Source organism: Stutzerimonas sp. CXK-1 (assembly GCF_057738225.1).
On the sequence record NZ_CM173217.1, the window covers coordinates 1,392,252 to 1,408,256 of the forward strand.

Genomic DNA, 16,005 nt, shown 5'->3' on the forward strand with positions numbered 1-16,005 from the left:
AGGTGTTTGGTCGCTAACACAAAAAAGCCGGCGAACAACGCCGGCTTTTTTTATGTCTCGCGGCAGCGAGCCTGTCAGGCTTCGTCCTTGGCCAGCTCGGTATCTTGCGCGATCAGTGCGATCAAGGCGTTCTGCTGGCGGTGGGTGAGCTGGCGGAACCGCTGAAGCAGTTCGCGCTCGTGAAGACTCAGCTCAGGGCTATCGAGTCGCATGTTCAGATCATCATCCAGCGCGCCCTCCTGCAGAAGGCTCTGCTCGAGTCGTGCAATGATCTCCGAGTTCATGCTTCGGTGGTGGTTGCGTGATACCTCGGCGATACGCTCGCGCATGCCGTCAGGTAACCGAACCACAAATTTGTCAGCCGTGCGGCTGGAATAAACTGCCTGTTTCATTGGGCGCATAGTAAAACCGGTTAGTCAGGTTGCGTGGTAGCGAATTGCCGTGGAAGTCATCGGTCTGACAACCGCCCACCCGCGCTGTTCCGCTTGTCCTGAAAAAACTATAGATGGTCGGCTTGCTGACGCCAATTGTACGTCTTCAGCTTGATTAGTAAAGGCGTTTTGCTATCAGTAAGCCAATGTGTGACCGGCTGCCCATGCGCATGGTGCTGTTGCACTGCGTGCTAGCGCAGGATGGGATCGAACTTCACTCGACGCCCGATCAGCAGGCCGGCGAACGTTGAGAGACTGAATATCGCCATGCCGTACTGGCTGACAGCGCGAGCTGCTTCGCTTGGCGCCCAGAGTGCGGTCAATCCGCATATGGCCAACAGGACAAGGCTATAAGCCGCTAGCTTGGACATTCTCATTTTCCTCCAAGGATCGTCAGAACACCCAGCGCTGGGCTCTGGTGGGGGCGATGATGTGATCGCCGCTGAGATTGAATAGCTTGGCCGTGGGATGCCGATTCGGTTGGGGGGGGATCGAGCGTGCGTAGGTGGCGGCTGGGCTGGTGTTGGCAGCGTGCTTTTCGGCGGAGGGCAGCTGCAGGGCAAATGCCGCGGCAATCGAGACAGCTGTGGTGCTGATCAAATAAAGGGGCTTCGGCATCTCTGCGTTTCCTTCGCGATCGAAAGTTCAATGCGAAATGCATAGCAGGTGTTGTGCCAAGCAGTTTTATACGAAAAAAATGTTGTAAATCAATAAGTTATGCTTTCAGCTCTAGCGCCTGCGATTTGCACTTTGCAAGCTCTGCCTGATGGCTTCGTGCAAAATGCAAGGGGATAAATGACAGCCGGCGCGGGGCATGACAAACATGCCGGGGGTCGTTAACATGCGCCCCCGAGTCCCAGTAGCTCAATTGGATAGAGCATCCCCCTCCTAAGGGGAAGGTTGTGAGTTCGAACCTCGCCTGGGACGCCACTTGTTTCTCAAGTGCGCTTGAACGGGTTCGTCGGGGGAGGCTTGCCGCTCCCCTGGAGCGGCAGGCGGGTTCAAGCGAACGGCGCGTCGCTTTGTCGTCTGGCTTCGCGTTGCAGCTGATAGACGAAGCGTTCTATCTGGCGCTGAAGCAATCCGCTCATTTGATAAAAACGCATTCCGCAGAAGGTAGCGTCGCGGCGCTCATCATAGCTGACGTGCCGCAGTTCCACGGAGCACTTGGCTGGACCTGAGGGAAGCTCTGCGCAAAAGTCCGGGTAGACCTGCCCAGTCTGAAGACCGGTTTCGACGTTGCCTTTGAAGCTCATCTTGCAGCCTGTGGCTGAAAGATCGAGCAGTCGCCCGGTGAGTGTCCTGCTCAGCGGTGCGCCACCGAGCGTCGCGGTGATAGGTATCGAATCCAGCCGAGCACGGTACGCATTGCGGCGCTGATGATAGGTCAGCTCGTCGGGTAGTGGCGTCCAATAGCAGCGAGCCCCATCGTAGTCGGTTGGATGTACCGTTTGATGGTTTTTCCAAGAGAGGCGGGCCCCCTCATAGAAGGCTTCGGCTTCGAACGGCTCGCTGGCCATCATCAGGCGATCACCATCACTGGGGATGAGCTCGTCGAAAGCGAGCCAGCCCCTGTCACGGTGAAGATCGATTAAATAGCTCTGATAGCGCTGATTGCGCTCCAGAAAGCGGATGCTGACAGGAACGTTGTTGTCCAGCAGCTGCTTGAGATTGGCCTGTATTTCGAGTGGGGCGGTCAGAACCTTCGGGGGTTGCGGACCGGCTTCGTCAAAGAACGGATTCGACACGTCCGCTGTTCTCCAGCACTAGGCAATGCTGCGTAACGGGCCTGGGCCCGAGCATCCTTAGAGTTGTAATGGTCACGCCTGGCTCAGCGGCCGGTGCTGGCTGCTTCTGGCGGTGGCGCCACGACGATTGTACAGGTCGGGCGTTTCGTTGCTGCCTTGCAGAATGGCGAGCAAGCTGCCGACGGCACCCTGATTGGCGCGAATCAGTCGCCCGTTGCGTTCGTTGGCGGCTTGGCAGTCTTGCAGCAGCGCCTCAAGCTCGGACGAGCGGGCCAGAATGGCGTCACCCTGCGAGGAGATCGAAGCAAACGCTTCCAGCCCGCTACGGTCATTGCTCAACTGGCGCTCAGTGAGCATCCTGCTGCGCTCGACGCCATGCTGACCGAGCAGCGCTAACAGAGGCTGCTTTTTCGTCAGAATAATTTCCAGCTCGGCCAGGTTTCGCTCGGCGAGTGCCGCGAGTTCGTGCTCGATCAGTTCGAGCAGTTGCTGGGCGGTATCGATGTCATCGACAAGTTGTTGCAGCAGATTATCGTCGTGCATTTCGAGCCTGGCTGGATCTACCTCGGGGTTACTGCTGCGATTCGAAGGCGGTCAGCTTGGCGGCCAGGCGCTTCGGATCGATCTCATAAGTGCCATCGGAAATCGCTTGGCGAATGCGCTCGACACGCGCCTGGTCGACGACCGGCTGCTGACTGAGCTGCTCGGTGGCCTGCTGCAGCCGCTGCGCTTCCGGGCTCAGCTGTACCGGCTCGCCGGCTGCAGCGCCGGTCTCCGGGCTGCTCACCGCGTTGTCGGAAGGTTGCATCGCAGTCGGGCGCTCACTGCCTTGAATCTGATTGCTACGGCTGGCGCCGGGGCCGGCGGGGCCATTGGGTCTGTTGAAGTCGATAACCATGATGCAAACCTCGAGAATCAGTACGCTTGCCTGGCTTTCGGCGTGGCGTGCTGAAACTTTAGTATTTTTTCTGGCGCCGCGGAGAAAAGCGTCGAGCCTGTGACGCGTTACATCGCGGCCTCGACCTGCCCGGGGCCGGTCACGCGAGCTCTGACTATACGCCCCGAGCGAAGATTCTTCACGCGGATCTGCTCGCCAGGCGCTCCGTCGGTTAACGCCTCGCCTGGCATGCGCACGTTGACCGATTGATTCCCGGCCGAGATAACGACCTGGTCGCCCCTGCGTATTACCTCGGCCAGCTCCAGCATTGCTGGCGTCAGCACCTGGCCTGGTTGCACGATGCGGGTGAGTTTGGTCCCTGCGACTTGCGCTGGGGTCGTCAGGTAACCCTGGGTGAGCAGCGAGATGTCGCGTTCCGCCTCGCTGATATCGCTATCGCCAAGTGCCGCGCCGCGTTGGAGGGCCTTATTGGTAACCAGGACCTTGCGGTACAGCTTGACCTGGGCTGGGACGAACACTGACCAGGGTGAGCTACCGCTACAGCTGACTCTCAAGGTCACGCGGCCCACTGGCTGATCGGGGCTTTCCAATTGTGCGCTAAGGGGTGCGTCGCAATAGGCCAGGCGCAGGCGCGGGTCGAGACGGCTGAAGTGAATTTCCCGCCGGCCGTCGATGGCGCTACGCTGTAAATAATTGTCCACTGCTTGCTCAAGAAAGCTGCGGGCGGCGTCGATAAGTTGATCAGGATGAGTCATGGCTTCGGCGTGCGCGCCGTTGCTGACGGACAATAGCAGGACCGGCCAGGCGAGTATTTGCTTACGCCTGGAGGTTAGATGTCGAGAAATAGTCATTCGCCTGTTCATGCCGTGTTGGTTGCAAAGTACATGCCCGCGTGGCGAACGTCGTTCATTTGATCAGAGAGGTCACTGGCATGGCCGGTGTTTTGGATTCGGTTAATCAGCGCACTCAGCTGGTGGGGCAAAACCGGCTCGAATTGCTGCTGTTTCGCCTGGACGGCGCGCAGCTCTATGGAATCAACGTGTTCAAGGTCAAGGAAGTGCTGCCTTGTCCCAAATTGACCCATATGCCGCAGTCAGCACCCGTCATTCGCGGTGTGGCTTCGATTCGGGGCAGCACGCTGCCAATCCTCGATCTTGCATTGGCAACCGGCAAATCCAGCCTTCAGGATGCCGGCAACAGCTTCGCCATCATTACCGAATACAACAATCGTACGCTCGGCTTCCTGGTGCGGTCCGTGGAGCGCATCGTCAACATGAACTGGGAAAAGATTCTCCCGCCTCCCAAAGGCGCCGGCCGTGACCATTACCTGACGGCTGTGACCCATATTGATGGTAGCCTCGTCGAAATCATCGATGTCGAGAAGGTGCTGGCGGAGGCAACGCCGGGATCCGATTCGATGCCGATGCCCGAGGTAGACTCCGACGTGCAGTCCAAGGCCGTTTCGTGCCGGGTACTGATCGTCGATGACTCTTCCGTCGCCCGCAAGCAGGTGACACGCTGCCTGCAGAACATCGGCGTGGAAGTGGTCTCCTTGAACGATGGTCGCGAGGCGCTGACTTACCTGAAGCGGATGGCTGACGAGGGGCGGGCTCCGGCAGATGAATTCCTGATGCTGATCTCTGACATCGAAATGCCCGAGATGGACGGTTATACGTTGACCACCGAAATCCGCCGCGATCCACGCATGCAGAACATGCACGTACTACTGCATACTTCGCTCTCCGGTGTATTCAACCAGAACATGGTCAAGCGTGTTGGCGCAAACGACTTTCTGGCAAAGTTTCAGCCCGATGATCTCGCCGGGCGCGTCGTGGAACGAATCAGGCAGGCAGATGCAAACTGAGGCTGGGTCCTCGCATTCGACAGTGAGGGAATTTGGTGTCAGTTGATCAGGATTTCGAGCAGTTCCGAACGTTTCTGGAAAAGACCTGTGGGATTCTGCTTGGCAGCAACAAGCAGTATCTGGTCTCCAGTCGGCTCAACAAACTCATGGAGCAGCAGGGTATCAAGAGCCTTGGTGAGTTGGTTCGAAAGATCCAGGCGACTCCGCGCTCGGGCTTGAAGGAGCAGGTGGTCGATGCCATGACGACCAACGAGACGCTCTGGTTTCGCGATACCTACCCCTTCGAAGTGCTCAAGAATCGTGTTTTCCCTGAGTTGGTGAAGTCAGGTGTTGGTCAGCGTCTGCGGATCTGGTCAGCCGCGTGTTCGTCCGGCCAGGAGCCCTATTCCATATCGATGACCGTTGATGAATACGAAAGGGCTGCGCCCAGTCAGCCGAAGCTGGGCGTGCAGATCGTTGCGACCGAGCTGTCGGGGGCTATGCTCGCGGCCAGCAAGGCGGCCGAGTACGACACGCTGGCGATCGCACGCGGGCTGTCGAGTGAGCGGCTCCAGCGCTACTTCGAGCCCAAGGGGCCGGGGCGTTGGGTGGTAAAGCCTGCTGTCCGGGCGCGTGTCGAGTTTCGCGTGCAGAATCTGCTCGACAGCTACGCAGCGCTCGGCAAGTTCGATATCGTCTTTTGTCGCAACGTACTCATCTACTTCTCGGCCGATGTCAAGAAAGACATCCTCAAGCGCATCCACGCCACGCTCAAGCCCGGCGGTTATCTGTTTCTGGGCGCTTCCGAAGCGCTGAATGGTCTGCCCGAGCTGTATCAAATGGTTCAGTGCAGCCCCGGTATCATCTACAAGGCCAAGTGACGGCAAAAAACCGTCACCTCTCGGTCGCTCGGCGGCAAGCAAGGCGGTAATCGCTTGCCGCTTTTGACGCTTCTTCCTACCAACTGAGCAGGCGACCCTTGAATAATCAAGGGCTTGCGCTTGTGGCATGGGCTTTGCTTTTGTCTCGTCAGCGAGTCAATGGAGGCAAGCCGATGAGCATCAGTTTCGACAAGGCTCTGGGCATACACGAGAAAGCCCTAGGGTTCCGTGCGCAGCGCGCAGAGGTCTTGGCCAACAACATCGCCAATGCCGATACGCCGAATTACAAGGCGCGCGACCTCGATTTCAAGACCGTACTTGCGCAGCAGGCTGCCCGCACGCAGGGCGGGTTCGGCGTCGAACGTACCAATGAGCGGCACATCGCCGCTGAAGGTATGGAGTTGGCCGACCCGGCCCTGCGCTTTCGGGTTCCGTCTCAACCTTCGCTGGATCAGAACACCGTCGATATCCAGATCGAGCAGTCCAACTACGCCCAGAATGCGATCGATTTCCAGGCCAGCTTCACCCTGCTCAATAGTAAATTCCGCGGGCTGATGAACGCCCTGCGCGGCGAATAACGGAGCGAACAACCATGTCACTGAGCAGCGTCTTCAACATTGCCGGGACCGGCATGAGCGCCCAGAGCACTCGCCTCAACACGATCTCCAGCAACATCGCCAACGCCGAGACGGTTTCGTCCAGCGTCGATCAGACCTACCGCGCGCGCCATCCAGTGTTCGCCACGATGCTGCAGCAGGCGGGCGGCGACAGCAGCGGTTCGTTGTTCGCCGAGCAGCAGCAGGCAGGCGTTGGCGTTCAGGTGCTCGGTGTTGTTGAAGATCAGGGCGAGCTTCAGGCGCGCTATGAGCCGAATCATCCGGCGGCCGACGAGAAGGGCTACGTCTATTACCCGAACGTCAACGTCGTCGAGGAAATGGCAGACATGATTTCGGCAAGCCGGTCGTTTCAGACCAACGCTGAACTGATGAACACCGCCAAAACCATGTTGCAGAAAGTGTTGACCCTTGGTCAGTGATAGCGAGCGAAGACGATGACGACTACCAGTGGCGTGGGTGCCGGCAGCTCGGTACTGGATCAATACCAGATCGGCAATGACCGCGAGGCCAAGGGCAATGATCTGGGCAAAAACGAGTTTCTCGAGCTGTTGGTTGCGCAGCTGAACAACCAGAATCCACTCGAGCCTCAGGAAAACGGCGAGTTCATCGGCCAGCTGGCTCAGTTCAGCACCGTGGAAGGGGTCGAGAAGCTGAACTCGAGCATGGAAACGATTCTCTCGGGTTATCAGTCATCCCAGGCGCTACAGGCCTCTTCGCTGGTTGGGCGCAAGGTGATCGTGCCGTCCGAGAAAGCGGTGGTCGATACCAGCGAAACCTTCAAGGCGAGCCTGATCCTGCCGACGTCGAGCAGCAACGTGTTCGTCAACGTTTATGACAGCTCCGGAACGCTGGTCAGCCGGGTCAACCTCGGCCAGCAGCAGGCCGGCAACGTGTCGTTCATGTGGGACGGCAAGAACGCCAGCGGTGAAGTGGTGCCGCCTGGTACCTATCGCTTCGAGGCGCAGGCGACCTACCAGAATGAAACCAAAGGGCTGTATACCCTGCTGCCCGCAAACGTGGACAGCGTCACCCTCGGACAGAATGGCGGGGAGCTGATGCTCAATCTGGCTGGCGTCGGCAGCGTCGGTCTCTCTCAGGTCCAGATCATCGGTCAATAAGCGCTGCCAGGCTCGGCAGAGGAGCATCACATGTCTTTCAATATCGGCCTCAGCGGCATGCGCGCCGCCAGCAAGGACCTCAACGTCACCGGTAACAACATCGCCAACGCCGGCACCGTCGGCTTCAAGCAGTCGCGGGCGGAGTTCTCCGATGTCTACGCGGCGTCCGTGCTGGGAACCGGCAAGAATCCACAGGGCAGCGGGGTGCTGCTGAGCAACGTTTCGCAGCAGTTCAATCAGGGCAACATCAATTACACGCAGAATGCCCTCGATCTGGCGATCAATGGCAACGGGTTCTTCCAGGTCAGCAACAATGGCGCATTGAGCTATACGCGTGCCGGTTATTTCGGCACTGACCGTGACGGCTTCATCGTCGACAACTTCGGCTACAAGCTGCAGGGCTATCCGGTCGATGGTAGCGGCAACTTGCAAAACGGTGTGATCGGCGACATGCGTGTCCAGACGACCAACCAGGCGCCGAAGGCTACCAGTGCGATCAACACCACCTTCAACCTGAATTCGGCGTTGAGCACGCCGACTACCTGGCAGGCGACCTACGACGGAGTTATCAATGATCCGGTAACGCCGGAGGTGCAGGCATTGATGGATCAGTACTATGCGGATCAAGGGATTGTTACGCCTACCGCAGATGAGGCGGCTAGCGCCCGCAGAGACGCGGCATTGACGCTTGCTGGTGCCACGTTCGACCCCACCGACCCGACTACCTACAACAGCTCGACTTCGCTCAACATTTACGATTCTCAGGGCAACGCTCACGTACTGACGCAGTATTTCGTCAAGACAGATGCCAATACCTGGGATATGAAAGTGCTGGTCGACGGTCGCAACCCGGCCGATCCGGCGCAAGAGCCGCCTCAGCCGTACGTAATGGGCTTGACCTTCGATTCCACCGGCAAGCTGACCGGTGTCGATAACGGTGGCTCGACCTTGTTCAGCGTATCGCCTGATCTCAAGGTCACGCTCAACAGTGCCACCGCGGCCGATCCCAATGGCGGCTGGGTGCCGGCCATCAGTAATGGCGGCAATCCTCCGACCTGGACGGCCAACGGTGCGCTGGCCAACCCGGCGGGAATCGTCATGGATTTCAGTCAGGCGACCCAGTTCGCCAGCTCCTTTGCGGTCAATAGCGTTGCCCAGGACGGCTATACCACCGGTGAGCTGGCCGGCCTGGAAATCGACGACACCGGCGTGATCTTCGCGCGCTACACCAACGGCCAGTCGAAGGTGCAGGGGCAGATCGTGCTGGCCAACTTTGCCAACGTGCAGGGCCTGACCCCGGTGGGCAAGACTCAGTGGGTTCAATCCTTCGAGTCGGGTGAGCCGGTTGTGGGTACGCCGCGCTCGGGTACGCTCGGCGCCCTGCAAGCCGGCGCGCTCGAAGACTCGAACGTCGAGCTTTCCGATCAACTGGTCAATCTGATCGTTGCGCAGCGCAACTACCAGGCGAATGCCAAGACCATCGAGACCGAAAGCGCGGTGACCCAGACGATTATCAACCTGCGCTAACCCTAGAGGGTGGCAGGTATCACCTTGCCGCCCACGGCAGTATTCCGCCGCTTCACCCGCAGAGGCCCGAAAGGGCCTTTGCCCGTTTTGAATAACTAGCTGATTTAAAAGATAAAAATTAGTTGGTTCTGGCCTGGCATGGGCCTTGCTAAATCTCTATCGACTTCAGCTTGGCGCGTCAAAACCTGCGCCTGGAGAACTCGATGGACAAGATGCTCTATGTGGCCATGACCGGCGCCAGCCAGAACGCACGGGCGCAGCAGGCCCATGCGAACAACCTGGCGAACATCTCGACTACGGGGTTTCGGCGCGATTTCGAGCAGGCACGCTCGATGCAGGTCTTCGGCGACAGTTTTCCGTCGCGCGTGTACGCGATGAGTGAGCGCCCCGGCACGGATTTCACCTCGGGAACCCTGCAGGAAACCGGACGCGATCTGGACGTGGCCGTGGAGGGCGAAGGTTGGCTGGCCGTCCAGGCAGCCGATGGCAGCGAGGCCTATGTGCGCACCGGCAGCCTGAATGTCGATGTTCTGGGCGTGCTGCGCACTGCGGATGGTTTGCCGGTGATGGGTAATGCCGGCCCGATAGCCATTCCCCCGGAAGAGAAGATCGAAATCGGGCATGACGGCACCATCAGCATTCGTGCGCTGGGTGAAGACCCGAATGTGGTGGTCAGCGTCGATCGCTTGAAGCTCGTCAATCCCGATCCGGCGCAGCTTGAGAAGGGCACCGACGGCCTGGTCCGCATGAAGAACGGCCAGCCCGTGGAGGCCGATGCGGCCGTTCGGGTGACCTCGGGTTTCCTCGAGTCGAGCAACGTCAATGCGGTTGCCGAAATGACCTCGATGCTGGCGTTGTCTCGCCAGTTCGAACTGCACGTGAAAATGATGCGAACCGCCGAGGAAGATGCGGCGGCCATGTCTCGCGTCCTGCAAATCAGCTAATCAGCGCGTCGCGCCGAGGAGAAAGCACATGCTTCCAGCACTCTGGGTCAGCAAGACCGGCCTGTCCGCTCAGGACATGAACCTGACCACCATCTCCAACAACCTGGCGAACGTCTCGACGACCGGTTTCAAGAAGGACCGAGCGGAGTTTCAGGATCTGCTTTACCAGATCCGTCGCCAACCTGGTGGCCAATCGACACAGGACAGCGAGTTGCCGTCGGGCCTGCAACTGGGTACCGGTGTGCGCATCACCGGCACGCAGAAGATTTTCACCACCGGCAGCCTGCAGACCACCGAGCAGCCGCTGGACATGGCCATCAATGGCCGTGGTTTCTTTCAGGTCCTGTTGCCCGACGGCACGGTGTCCTACACCCGTGACGGCAGCTTTCATCTGAATGCCGACGGCCAGGTGGTGACTTCCAACGGCTACGCGCTTGAACCGGCGATCGTGGTACCGCCGGAAACCCAGACCTTTACCGTGGGCGAAGACGGGACCGTGTCGGTCACCACCTTCGGCAATCCGCAGCCGCAGATCATTGGCAACCTGCAGACGGCCGACTTCATCAATCCGGCCGGCTTGCAGGCAATGGGCAACAACCTGTTCCTGGAGACCGCTGCCAGTGGCGCGCCGCAAGTCAGCACGCCGGGCCTCAATGGCCTCGGCACGGTGCTGCAGAACACCTTGGAAAATTCGAACGTGAGCGTCGTCGAGGAGTTGGTGAACATGATCACTACGCAGCGCGCCTACGAGATGAATTCCAAGGTGATCTCGACCGCCGACCAGATGTTGTCCTTTGTCACCCAGCAGCTCTGACGGGCGCTGGCCGTTGTAGGCGGGGCATGTCGTTCCGTCGCCGTTTCAATGGCCCTGAAAGGCTTGAGGTACTTATGAGCCGCATGATGTTTGCATTCTCCTTGGCCTCGGTCTTGACGCTGAGCGGCTGTGTCGCGCCGGCGCCCAAGCCGAACGATCCCTACTACGCACCGGTGTTGCCGCGTACGCCGCTCCCGGCGGCGCAGACCAACGGTGCCATCTACCAGGCGGGCTTCGAAACCAACCTGTATGACGACCGCAAGGCCTTCCGGGTCGGCGACATCATCACCATCACGCTCAACGAGCGTACCCAGGCCAGCAAGAATGCCAGCTCGCAGATATCCAAGGACAGCGAAGTCGACATGGGGTTGACGTCGCTGCTCGGTAACGCGGTGAGCGTCAACAATCCGGCTGCAGGGCTGCTCCGTAATGGTGGCCCGCTGTCGCTGGAAACGCAGTTCGGTGGCTCAAGCTCAACAAAAGGTGCTGGCCAAGCAGGGCAGAGCAACAGCCTCTCCGGCTCGATTACCGTTACGGTCTCCGAGGTGCTGCCCAACGGCATCCTGGCGGTGCGCGGTGAGAAATGGCTGACGCTCAACACCGGCGATGAGTTGGTTCGTATCGCCGGCCTGGTGCGTTCGGACGACATTTCGACTGATAACACCGTGTCTTCCATGCGCGTTGCCGATGCGCGCATCACCTATTCCGGGACTGGCGCGTTCGCCGACGCCAGCCAGCCGGGCTGGCTGAGCCGCTTCTTCGTCAGCCCGCTGTGGCCGTTCTGAGGACCACCGACATGTGTGCAAGACTTCTCGTGCTTCTCGGTCTGCTGCTGGTAGGGGTTTCGGCACATGCCGAGCGTCTGAAGGATATCGCCAGCATCAGTGGTGTACGAACCAACCAGCTGATTGGCTATGGCCTGGTGGTCGGCCTCAATGGTAGCGGTGACCAGACTACGCAGACGCCCTTCACCGTGCAGACCTTCAACAACATGATGGCCCAGTTCGGCATCAAGGTACCCAATGGCGGCAATGTGCAGCTGAAGAACGTCGCGGCGGTTTCCGTGCACGCTGAGCTCCCGCCATTTGCCAAACCGGGGCAGACGATCGACATCACCGTATCGTCGATCGGCAACGCCAAGAGCCTGCGTGGCGGCAGCCTGCTGATGACGCCGCTCAAGGGTATCGATGGCAATGTCTACGCGGTGGCGCAGGGCAACCTGGTCGTCGGCGGCTTCGATGCCGGTGGCGCCGACGGCTCGCGCATCACGGTCAATGTGCCGTCGGCCGGTCGTATTCCCAGCGGCGCCACTGTCGAGCGCCCGGTGCCGAGCGGCTTCAATCAGGGCAATACGCTGACGCTGAATCTGAATCGTCCAGATTTCACCACCGCAAAAAATATCGTCGACCAGATCAATGAACTGCTTGGCCCGGGCGTGGCCCAGGCGCTCGATGGGGGATCGATCAGCGTGACCGCGCCGCTGGATCCCGGCCAGCGCGTCGATTACCTGTCGATTCTGGAAAATCTGCAGGTCGAGGTTGGCCAGGCCGTGGCCAAGGTGATCATCAATTCCCGTACCGGCACCATTGTGATTGGTCAGAACGTCCGCGTTCAGCCGGCGGCGGTGACACACGGAAGCCTGACGGTGACGATTACCGAGGATCCGCAGGTCAGCCAGCCGGAGCCGCTCTCGGGTGGGCAGACCGTTGTGGTGCCGAACTCCAAGGTCAAGGCCGAGCAGGAGGCCAAGCCGATGTTCAAGTTCGGCCCGGGTACCACGCTGGATGACATCGTCCGCGCCGTGAATCAGGTCGGCGCAGCACCGAGCGACCTGATGGCGATTCTTGAGGCGCTCAAGCAGGCCGGTGCGTTGCAGGCCGATCTGATTGTGATCTAAGGGGTTTGGCGGTTATGGATACTCGACTCGGCGCCGGCCGGCGTGGCCTGGACAGCGGAAGCTACAACGATCTCAATCGGCTGAGCCAGCTCAAGGTCGGCAAGGAGCGCGACAGCCAGGAGAACGTCCACAAGGTCGCCCAGGAGTTCGAGTCGCTGTTTCTGAACGAAATGCTCAAGTCGATGCGCTCGGCGACCGATGTACTGGCCAAGGACAGTCCATTCAACAGCCCGGCGGCCAAGCAGTACCAGGAAATGTACGACCAGCAGCTCTCTGTGAGCCTCTCCAAGGAAGGCGGCGGTATCGGTCTGGCCGATGTGCTGGTGCGCCAGTTGAGCAAGCAGACCGCGTCGACCAGTCGGCCCAATCCGTTCGCCCAGGTCGAGCGCACCCAGGCGGCGGCCTGGCCGCAGAATCCGGGGCAGGCACCCGAGTCCTCGCGTGACGATTCTCGGTTGCTCAATCAACGACGGCTGGCGATCCCAGGGCGCCTGGCGGAACGGCCACTCGCCGAAACCCCAGCGGCGACGGCCGCGGTTGTCGGCGATGCCACTCCGCAACCGCTGGTGGACCTCAACTGGAAGCCTGCTACCGCATTCGCCGCTCCCAAGGAGCGCGCGCTGATCGTCAATGGCGTCGAGGCAGGAAAGGGCGTCGCAGCCAGCCGGACCCGTTTCGATTCGCCGCAGGATTTCATCTCTACCATGCTGCCGATGGCCGAAAAGGCCGCCGAGCGCCTGGGCGTCGAACCGCGCTTCCTGGTGGCCCAGGCGGCGCTGGAAACGGGCTGGGGCAAGTCGATGATTCGCCATCGCGACGGCACCGACAGCCACAATCTGTTCGGTATCAAGTCGACCGGCTGGCAGGGCGAGTCGGCGGCCGCCACCACTACCGAGTACGTCAACGGCAAGGCCACGCGTCAGGTGGCCGGCTTCCGTGCGTACGATTCCTTCGAGCAGAGCTTCAACGACTACGTGAACCTGCTGCAGAACAATGACCGCTATCGCTCTGCGATCCAGGTGGCCAGCCAGACCGGAGATTCCGAACGTTTCGTCCGCGAATTGCAGAAGGCCGGCTACGCGACCGACCCGCAGTATGCGCGCAAGATCAGTCAGATCGCGCGCAAGATGCAGACCTATCAGACCGTCGCCGATGCAGGATCGGCGCCCGCCATGCGGACCAGAGGCTAATTCATGGCTGATCTACTCAATATTGGCCTGTCGGGCCTATCCGCCAGCAAGACGCAGCTGTCGATCACCGGGCACAACGTGACCAACGTGAATACCCCTGGCTATACGCGTCAGGACGCGACGCAAGCCACGCGTACGCCCCAGTTCAGCGGTGCCGGCTATATCGGTTCGGGCACCTCGCTGGTCGAAGTACGGCGCAGCTATAGCGAGTTCCTGACCGCGCAGTTGCGCAACAGCACCTCCTTGAGCCGGGACGTCGAGGCCTATAAAAGCCAGATCGACCAGCTCGACTCGCTGCTGGCCGGTACCACTACCGGCATCACACCGTCACTCAACAGCTTCTTCTCGGCTCTGCAGACCGCAGCCGAAGACCCTGCCAACATTCCGGCACGTCAGCTGGTGCTCGCCGAGTCCGAAGGGCTGGCGCGCCGCTTCAACACGGTTTACGACCGGCTCTATCAGCAGAACGATTCGCTGAACAAGCAGATGCAGACCGTCACCGACCAGGTCAATCGGCTTGCTGGCAGCATCGGCAGCCTCAATGATGCAATCGCGGTGGCCGCGGCGAACGGCAAGCAGCCCAACGATCTGCTCGACCAGCGCGATGAAGCCGTGCGGCAGCTTTCGCAGTACGTCGGCGTGACGGTCGTTCCGCAGGACGACAGCTCGTTCAACATCTTCGTGGGTAGTGGCCAGCCTTTGGTGGTCGGTGCGACGGTCAACCGCCTGGAGGTTCGCCCCGGCAGCAGCGACCCCACCCGTGCCCAGGTCGACTTCGTCAGCGGCAGTTCGCGGCAGACGGTTACTACGATGCTCAGTGGCGGCGAACTGGGTGGCCTGATCCGCTACCGCGAAGAGGTGCTTGACCCGACCCTGAACTCGCTCGGCCGGCTGGCCCTGAGCGTTGCGGACGAAATGAACGCACAGTTGGGCCAGGGGCTGGACCTGAAGGGCAACGTCGGTGTCGATCTGTTCAAGGACATCAACTCGCCGGATCTGATCGACAAGCGCAGCTATCCGACCGGGGTCGATGTCACGATCACCGATACTTCAAAATTGACTACCAGCGACTACGAGGTTCAGTTCGTCGCGTCGCCGTCGGGCGCGTTTCGTATCCGGCCCATGGGGGGCGAGTGGCTGACGGGTACTTATGCGGTAGGTCAGCCAATTGGGGACCTGGGTTTCAGCATTTCAGCTCCAGCTGATTCCAGCGTCACACAGTATCGGGTCATGCCGACCCGCCGCGGTGCGGCCGGCATCAGCGTCGAGCTGGATCAGGCCGATCAACTGGCTTTTGCCTCGCCGATGCGTGCCGAAGGTAACTTGCAAAACAGCGGAACCGGACTGATCGGTCAGCCTGATCTGGTCAGTGGTCCGTCGCCGATAGACAAGAGTGTGCTCAGCGCAGCCAGCCTTTCTCTCGAGGTAACGCTGAGTGGGGATGGCAAGACCTATACGCTGGGCGAGTTGCCGAATAATTGGTCATTTGTATCAAAAGCAGGAGATCCGCTTGCTCCAAAGCTTGACGGTACTGGCAACCCGATCGTTCCGATGGTCGATCAAGATGGCAGCCCGTTGACTGAATTGACGGATGCGGGGGGGCAGCCTTTTTATGTACCTGAATTAGCCCTAGGCAACAGCAATACGGTGCGACTGGCCTATACCTCAGGCGGAAACTCATATCGATTCGAGCTTTCCTTCAGCGGGCGGCCAATGGGTGGGGACGACTTCTCTGTGTCTTTCAACCAGAGTGGAGTCTCCGACAACCGCAACGCCCTGAAACTGGTCGACCTGCAAAGCAAGCAGACCCTCGGCGTGACGGCCGGTGTCGCCGGTAGCGGCGCCAGCTTCACCGATGGCTACGGCGAGCTGGTCGAGCGTGTCGGTACGCTGACTGCCCAATCCCGCCTGGACAGCGAAGCCACGGGCGCCATCCTCAAGCAGGCTACGGATAATCGAGATTCATTATCGGCAGTCAACCTCGACGAAGAGGCCGCCAACCTGATCAAGTTCGAGCAGTACTACAACGCCTCGGCACAGATCATTCAAGTTGCACGTTCTCTGTTCGATACCTTGATCAGCACCTTCCGCTAACAG

19 protein-coding genes and 1 tRNA gene are annotated in these 16,005 nt (G+C 60.0%); 13 read left to right on the top strand and 7 right to left on the bottom strand.

The window, feature by feature from the left end; all coding sequences use genetic code 11:
* Nucleotides 1-74: 74 nt before the first annotated feature.
* From AC0KXH_RS06590 to AC0KXH_RS06600, 3 genes are all read right to left on the bottom strand, one after another.
* Complete coding sequence (locus tag AC0KXH_RS06590; RefSeq protein ID WP_041106270.1) at nucleotides 75-401, bottom strand: Arc family DNA-binding protein; 327 nt, start codon at nucleotides 399-401, stop codon at nucleotides 75-77.
* Between the two features lie 221 nt (nucleotides 402-622).
* Nucleotides 623-802 (bottom strand): PA3371 family protein, encoded by a 180-nt coding sequence (locus AC0KXH_RS06595; RefSeq protein ID WP_041106268.1) that lies wholly within the window; start codon nucleotides 800-802, stop codon nucleotides 623-625.
* A 22-nt stretch (nucleotides 803-824) separates the two neighbouring features.
* Nucleotides 825-1,049, bottom strand: coding sequence for a hypothetical protein (locus tag AC0KXH_RS06600; protein ID WP_488224380.1), 225 nt, complete (start codon nucleotides 1,047-1,049; stop codon nucleotides 825-827).
* A 235-nt stretch (nucleotides 1,050-1,284) separates the two neighbouring features.
* On the opposite strand from AC0KXH_RS06600, the gene AC0KXH_RS06605 reads away from it, so the two are divergent.
* A tRNA-Arg gene (locus AC0KXH_RS06605) sits at nucleotides 1,285-1,361 on the top strand.
* A gap of 71 nt (nucleotides 1,362-1,432) precedes the next feature.
* On the opposite strand, the gene AC0KXH_RS06610 is transcribed toward AC0KXH_RS06605, so the two are convergent.
* From AC0KXH_RS06610 to flgA, 4 genes are all read right to left on the bottom strand, one after another.
* Nucleotides 1,433-2,179: a flagellar brake protein gene (locus tag AC0KXH_RS06610; RefSeq protein ID WP_488224381.1), complete on the bottom strand. Its 747-nt coding sequence runs from the start codon at nucleotides 2,177-2,179 to the stop codon at nucleotides 1,433-1,435.
* Nucleotides 2,180-2,251: 72 nt separating this feature from the next.
* On the bottom strand, nucleotides 2,252-2,722 hold the full coding sequence (locus AC0KXH_RS06615; RefSeq protein WP_312379965.1) for a flagella synthesis protein FlgN: 471 nt from the start codon (nucleotides 2,720-2,722) through the stop codon (nucleotides 2,252-2,254).
* A gap of 28 nt (nucleotides 2,723-2,750) precedes the next feature.
* Nucleotides 2,751-2,987 carry a flagellar biosynthesis anti-sigma factor FlgM gene (gene flgM, locus AC0KXH_RS06620; protein WP_488224382.1) on the bottom strand — a complete coding sequence of 79 codons (237 nt, stop codon included), beginning with the start codon at nucleotides 2,985-2,987 and terminating at the stop codon, nucleotides 2,751-2,753.
* Nucleotides 2,988-3,184: 197 nt separating this feature from the next.
* The gene (gene flgA, locus AC0KXH_RS06625; RefSeq protein WP_269262627.1) at nucleotides 3,185-3,940 is read right to left on the bottom strand and encodes a flagellar basal body P-ring formation chaperone FlgA; all 756 of its coding nucleotides are present in this window, start codon (nucleotides 3,938-3,940) and stop codon (nucleotides 3,185-3,187) included.
* 68 nt (nucleotides 3,941-4,008) lie between these two features.
* On the opposite strand from flgA, the gene AC0KXH_RS06630 reads away from it, so the two are divergent.
* The 12 genes from AC0KXH_RS06630 to flgK all read left to right on the top strand — a co-directional run bounded on the left by AC0KXH_RS06630 (nucleotide 4,009) and on the right by flgK (nucleotide 16,002).
* Entirely contained in the window at nucleotides 4,009-4,941 is a 933-nt protein-coding gene (locus tag AC0KXH_RS06630) for a chemotaxis protein CheV (protein ID WP_200628229.1), read from the top strand.
* 32 nt (nucleotides 4,942-4,973) lie between these two features.
* Nucleotides 4,974-5,801, top strand: coding sequence for a protein-glutamate O-methyltransferase CheR (gene cheR, locus AC0KXH_RS06635; RefSeq protein ID WP_043219241.1), 828 nt, complete (start codon nucleotides 4,974-4,976; stop codon nucleotides 5,799-5,801).
* Between the two features lie 173 nt (nucleotides 5,802-5,974).
* Nucleotides 5,975-6,379 (top strand): flagellar basal body rod protein FlgB, encoded by a 405-nt coding sequence (flgB, locus tag AC0KXH_RS06640; protein WP_488224383.1) that lies wholly within the window; start codon nucleotides 5,975-5,977, stop codon nucleotides 6,377-6,379.
* Nucleotides 6,380-6,393: 14 nt separating this feature from the next.
* The gene (flgC, locus tag AC0KXH_RS06645; protein ID WP_041106252.1) at nucleotides 6,394-6,837 is read left to right on the top strand and encodes a flagellar basal body rod protein FlgC; all 444 of its coding nucleotides are present in this window, start codon (nucleotides 6,394-6,396) and stop codon (nucleotides 6,835-6,837) included.
* A 15-nt stretch (nucleotides 6,838-6,852) separates the two neighbouring features.
* Nucleotides 6,853-7,536 (top strand): flagellar hook assembly protein FlgD, encoded by a 684-nt coding sequence (gene flgD / locus AC0KXH_RS06650; RefSeq protein ID WP_061340995.1) that lies wholly within the window; start codon nucleotides 6,853-6,855, stop codon nucleotides 7,534-7,536.
* Between the two features lie 30 nt (nucleotides 7,537-7,566).
* The gene (locus AC0KXH_RS06655; protein WP_488224384.1) at nucleotides 7,567-9,063 is read left to right on the top strand and encodes a flagellar hook protein FlgE; all 1,497 of its coding nucleotides are present in this window, start codon (nucleotides 7,567-7,569) and stop codon (nucleotides 9,061-9,063) included.
* Between the two features lie 203 nt (nucleotides 9,064-9,266).
* Entirely contained in the window at nucleotides 9,267-10,007 is a 741-nt protein-coding gene (flgF, locus tag AC0KXH_RS06660; protein ID WP_213151086.1) for a flagellar basal-body rod protein FlgF, read from the top strand.
* Nucleotides 10,008-10,035: 28 nt separating this feature from the next.
* Nucleotides 10,036-10,821, top strand: coding sequence for a flagellar basal-body rod protein FlgG (flgG, locus tag AC0KXH_RS06665; RefSeq protein WP_041106246.1), 786 nt, complete (start codon nucleotides 10,036-10,038; stop codon nucleotides 10,819-10,821).
* A 74-nt stretch (nucleotides 10,822-10,895) separates the two neighbouring features.
* On the top strand, nucleotides 10,896-11,606 hold the full coding sequence (gene flgH / locus AC0KXH_RS06670) for a flagellar basal body L-ring protein FlgH (RefSeq protein ID WP_200628231.1): 711 nt from the start codon (nucleotides 10,896-10,898) through the stop codon (nucleotides 11,604-11,606).
* A gap of 11 nt (nucleotides 11,607-11,617) precedes the next feature.
* Complete coding sequence (locus tag AC0KXH_RS06675; RefSeq protein ID WP_061338520.1) at nucleotides 11,618-12,718, top strand: flagellar basal body P-ring protein FlgI; 1,101 nt, start codon at nucleotides 11,618-11,620, stop codon at nucleotides 12,716-12,718.
* A 14-nt stretch (nucleotides 12,719-12,732) separates the two neighbouring features.
* Entirely contained in the window at nucleotides 12,733-13,908 is a 1,176-nt protein-coding gene (gene flgJ / locus AC0KXH_RS06680; protein ID WP_213150902.1) for a flagellar assembly peptidoglycan hydrolase FlgJ, read from the top strand.
* Between the two features lie 3 nt (nucleotides 13,909-13,911).
* On the top strand, nucleotides 13,912-16,002 hold the full coding sequence (gene flgK, locus AC0KXH_RS06685) for a flagellar hook-associated protein FlgK (RefSeq protein ID WP_488224385.1): 2,091 nt from the start codon (nucleotides 13,912-13,914) through the stop codon (nucleotides 16,000-16,002).
* Nucleotides 16,003-16,005: the final 3 nt, after the last annotated feature.

Coding starts and splice junctions, on each gene's coding strand:
- AC0KXH_RS06590 (WP_041106270.1), bottom strand. CDS start 401: ATGCGCCCAATGAAACAGGCAGTTTATTCCAGCCGCACGGCTGACAAA.
- AC0KXH_RS06595 (WP_041106268.1), bottom strand. CDS start 802: ATGTCCAAGCTAGCGGCTTATAGCCTTGTCCTGTTGGCCATATGCGGA.
- AC0KXH_RS06600 (WP_488224380.1), bottom strand. CDS start 1,049: ATGCCGAAGCCCCTTTATTTGATCAGCACCACAGCTGTCTCGATTGCC.
- AC0KXH_RS06615 (WP_312379965.1), bottom strand. CDS start 2,722: ATGCACGACGATAATCTGCTGCAACAACTTGTCGATGACATCGATACC.
- flgM (WP_488224382.1), bottom strand. CDS start 2,987: ATGCAACCTTCCGACAACGCGGTGAGCAGCCCGGAGACCGGCGCTGCA.
- flgA (WP_269262627.1), bottom strand. CDS start 3,940: ATGAACAGGCGAATGACTATTTCTCGACATCTAACCTCCAGGCGTAAG.
- AC0KXH_RS06630 (WP_200628229.1), top strand. CDS start 4,009: ATGGCCGGTGTTTTGGATTCGGTTAATCAGCGCACTCAGCTGGTGGGG.
- flgB (WP_488224383.1), top strand. CDS start 5,975: ATGAGCATCAGTTTCGACAAGGCTCTGGGCATACACGAGAAAGCCCTA.
- flgC (WP_041106252.1), top strand. CDS start 6,394: ATGTCACTGAGCAGCGTCTTCAACATTGCCGGGACCGGCATGAGCGCC.
- flgD (WP_061340995.1), top strand. CDS start 6,853: ATGACGACTACCAGTGGCGTGGGTGCCGGCAGCTCGGTACTGGATCAA.
- AC0KXH_RS06655 (WP_488224384.1), top strand. CDS start 7,567: ATGTCTTTCAATATCGGCCTCAGCGGCATGCGCGCCGCCAGCAAGGAC.
- flgF (WP_213151086.1), top strand. CDS start 9,267: ATGGACAAGATGCTCTATGTGGCCATGACCGGCGCCAGCCAGAACGCA.
- flgG (WP_041106246.1), top strand. CDS start 10,036: ATGCTTCCAGCACTCTGGGTCAGCAAGACCGGCCTGTCCGCTCAGGAC.
- flgH (WP_200628231.1), top strand. CDS start 10,896: ATGAGCCGCATGATGTTTGCATTCTCCTTGGCCTCGGTCTTGACGCTG.
- AC0KXH_RS06675 (WP_061338520.1), top strand. CDS start 11,618: ATGTGTGCAAGACTTCTCGTGCTTCTCGGTCTGCTGCTGGTAGGGGTT.
- flgJ (WP_213150902.1), top strand. CDS start 12,733: ATGGATACTCGACTCGGCGCCGGCCGGCGTGGCCTGGACAGCGGAAGC.
- flgK (WP_488224385.1), top strand. CDS start 13,912: ATGGCTGATCTACTCAATATTGGCCTGTCGGGCCTATCCGCCAGCAAG.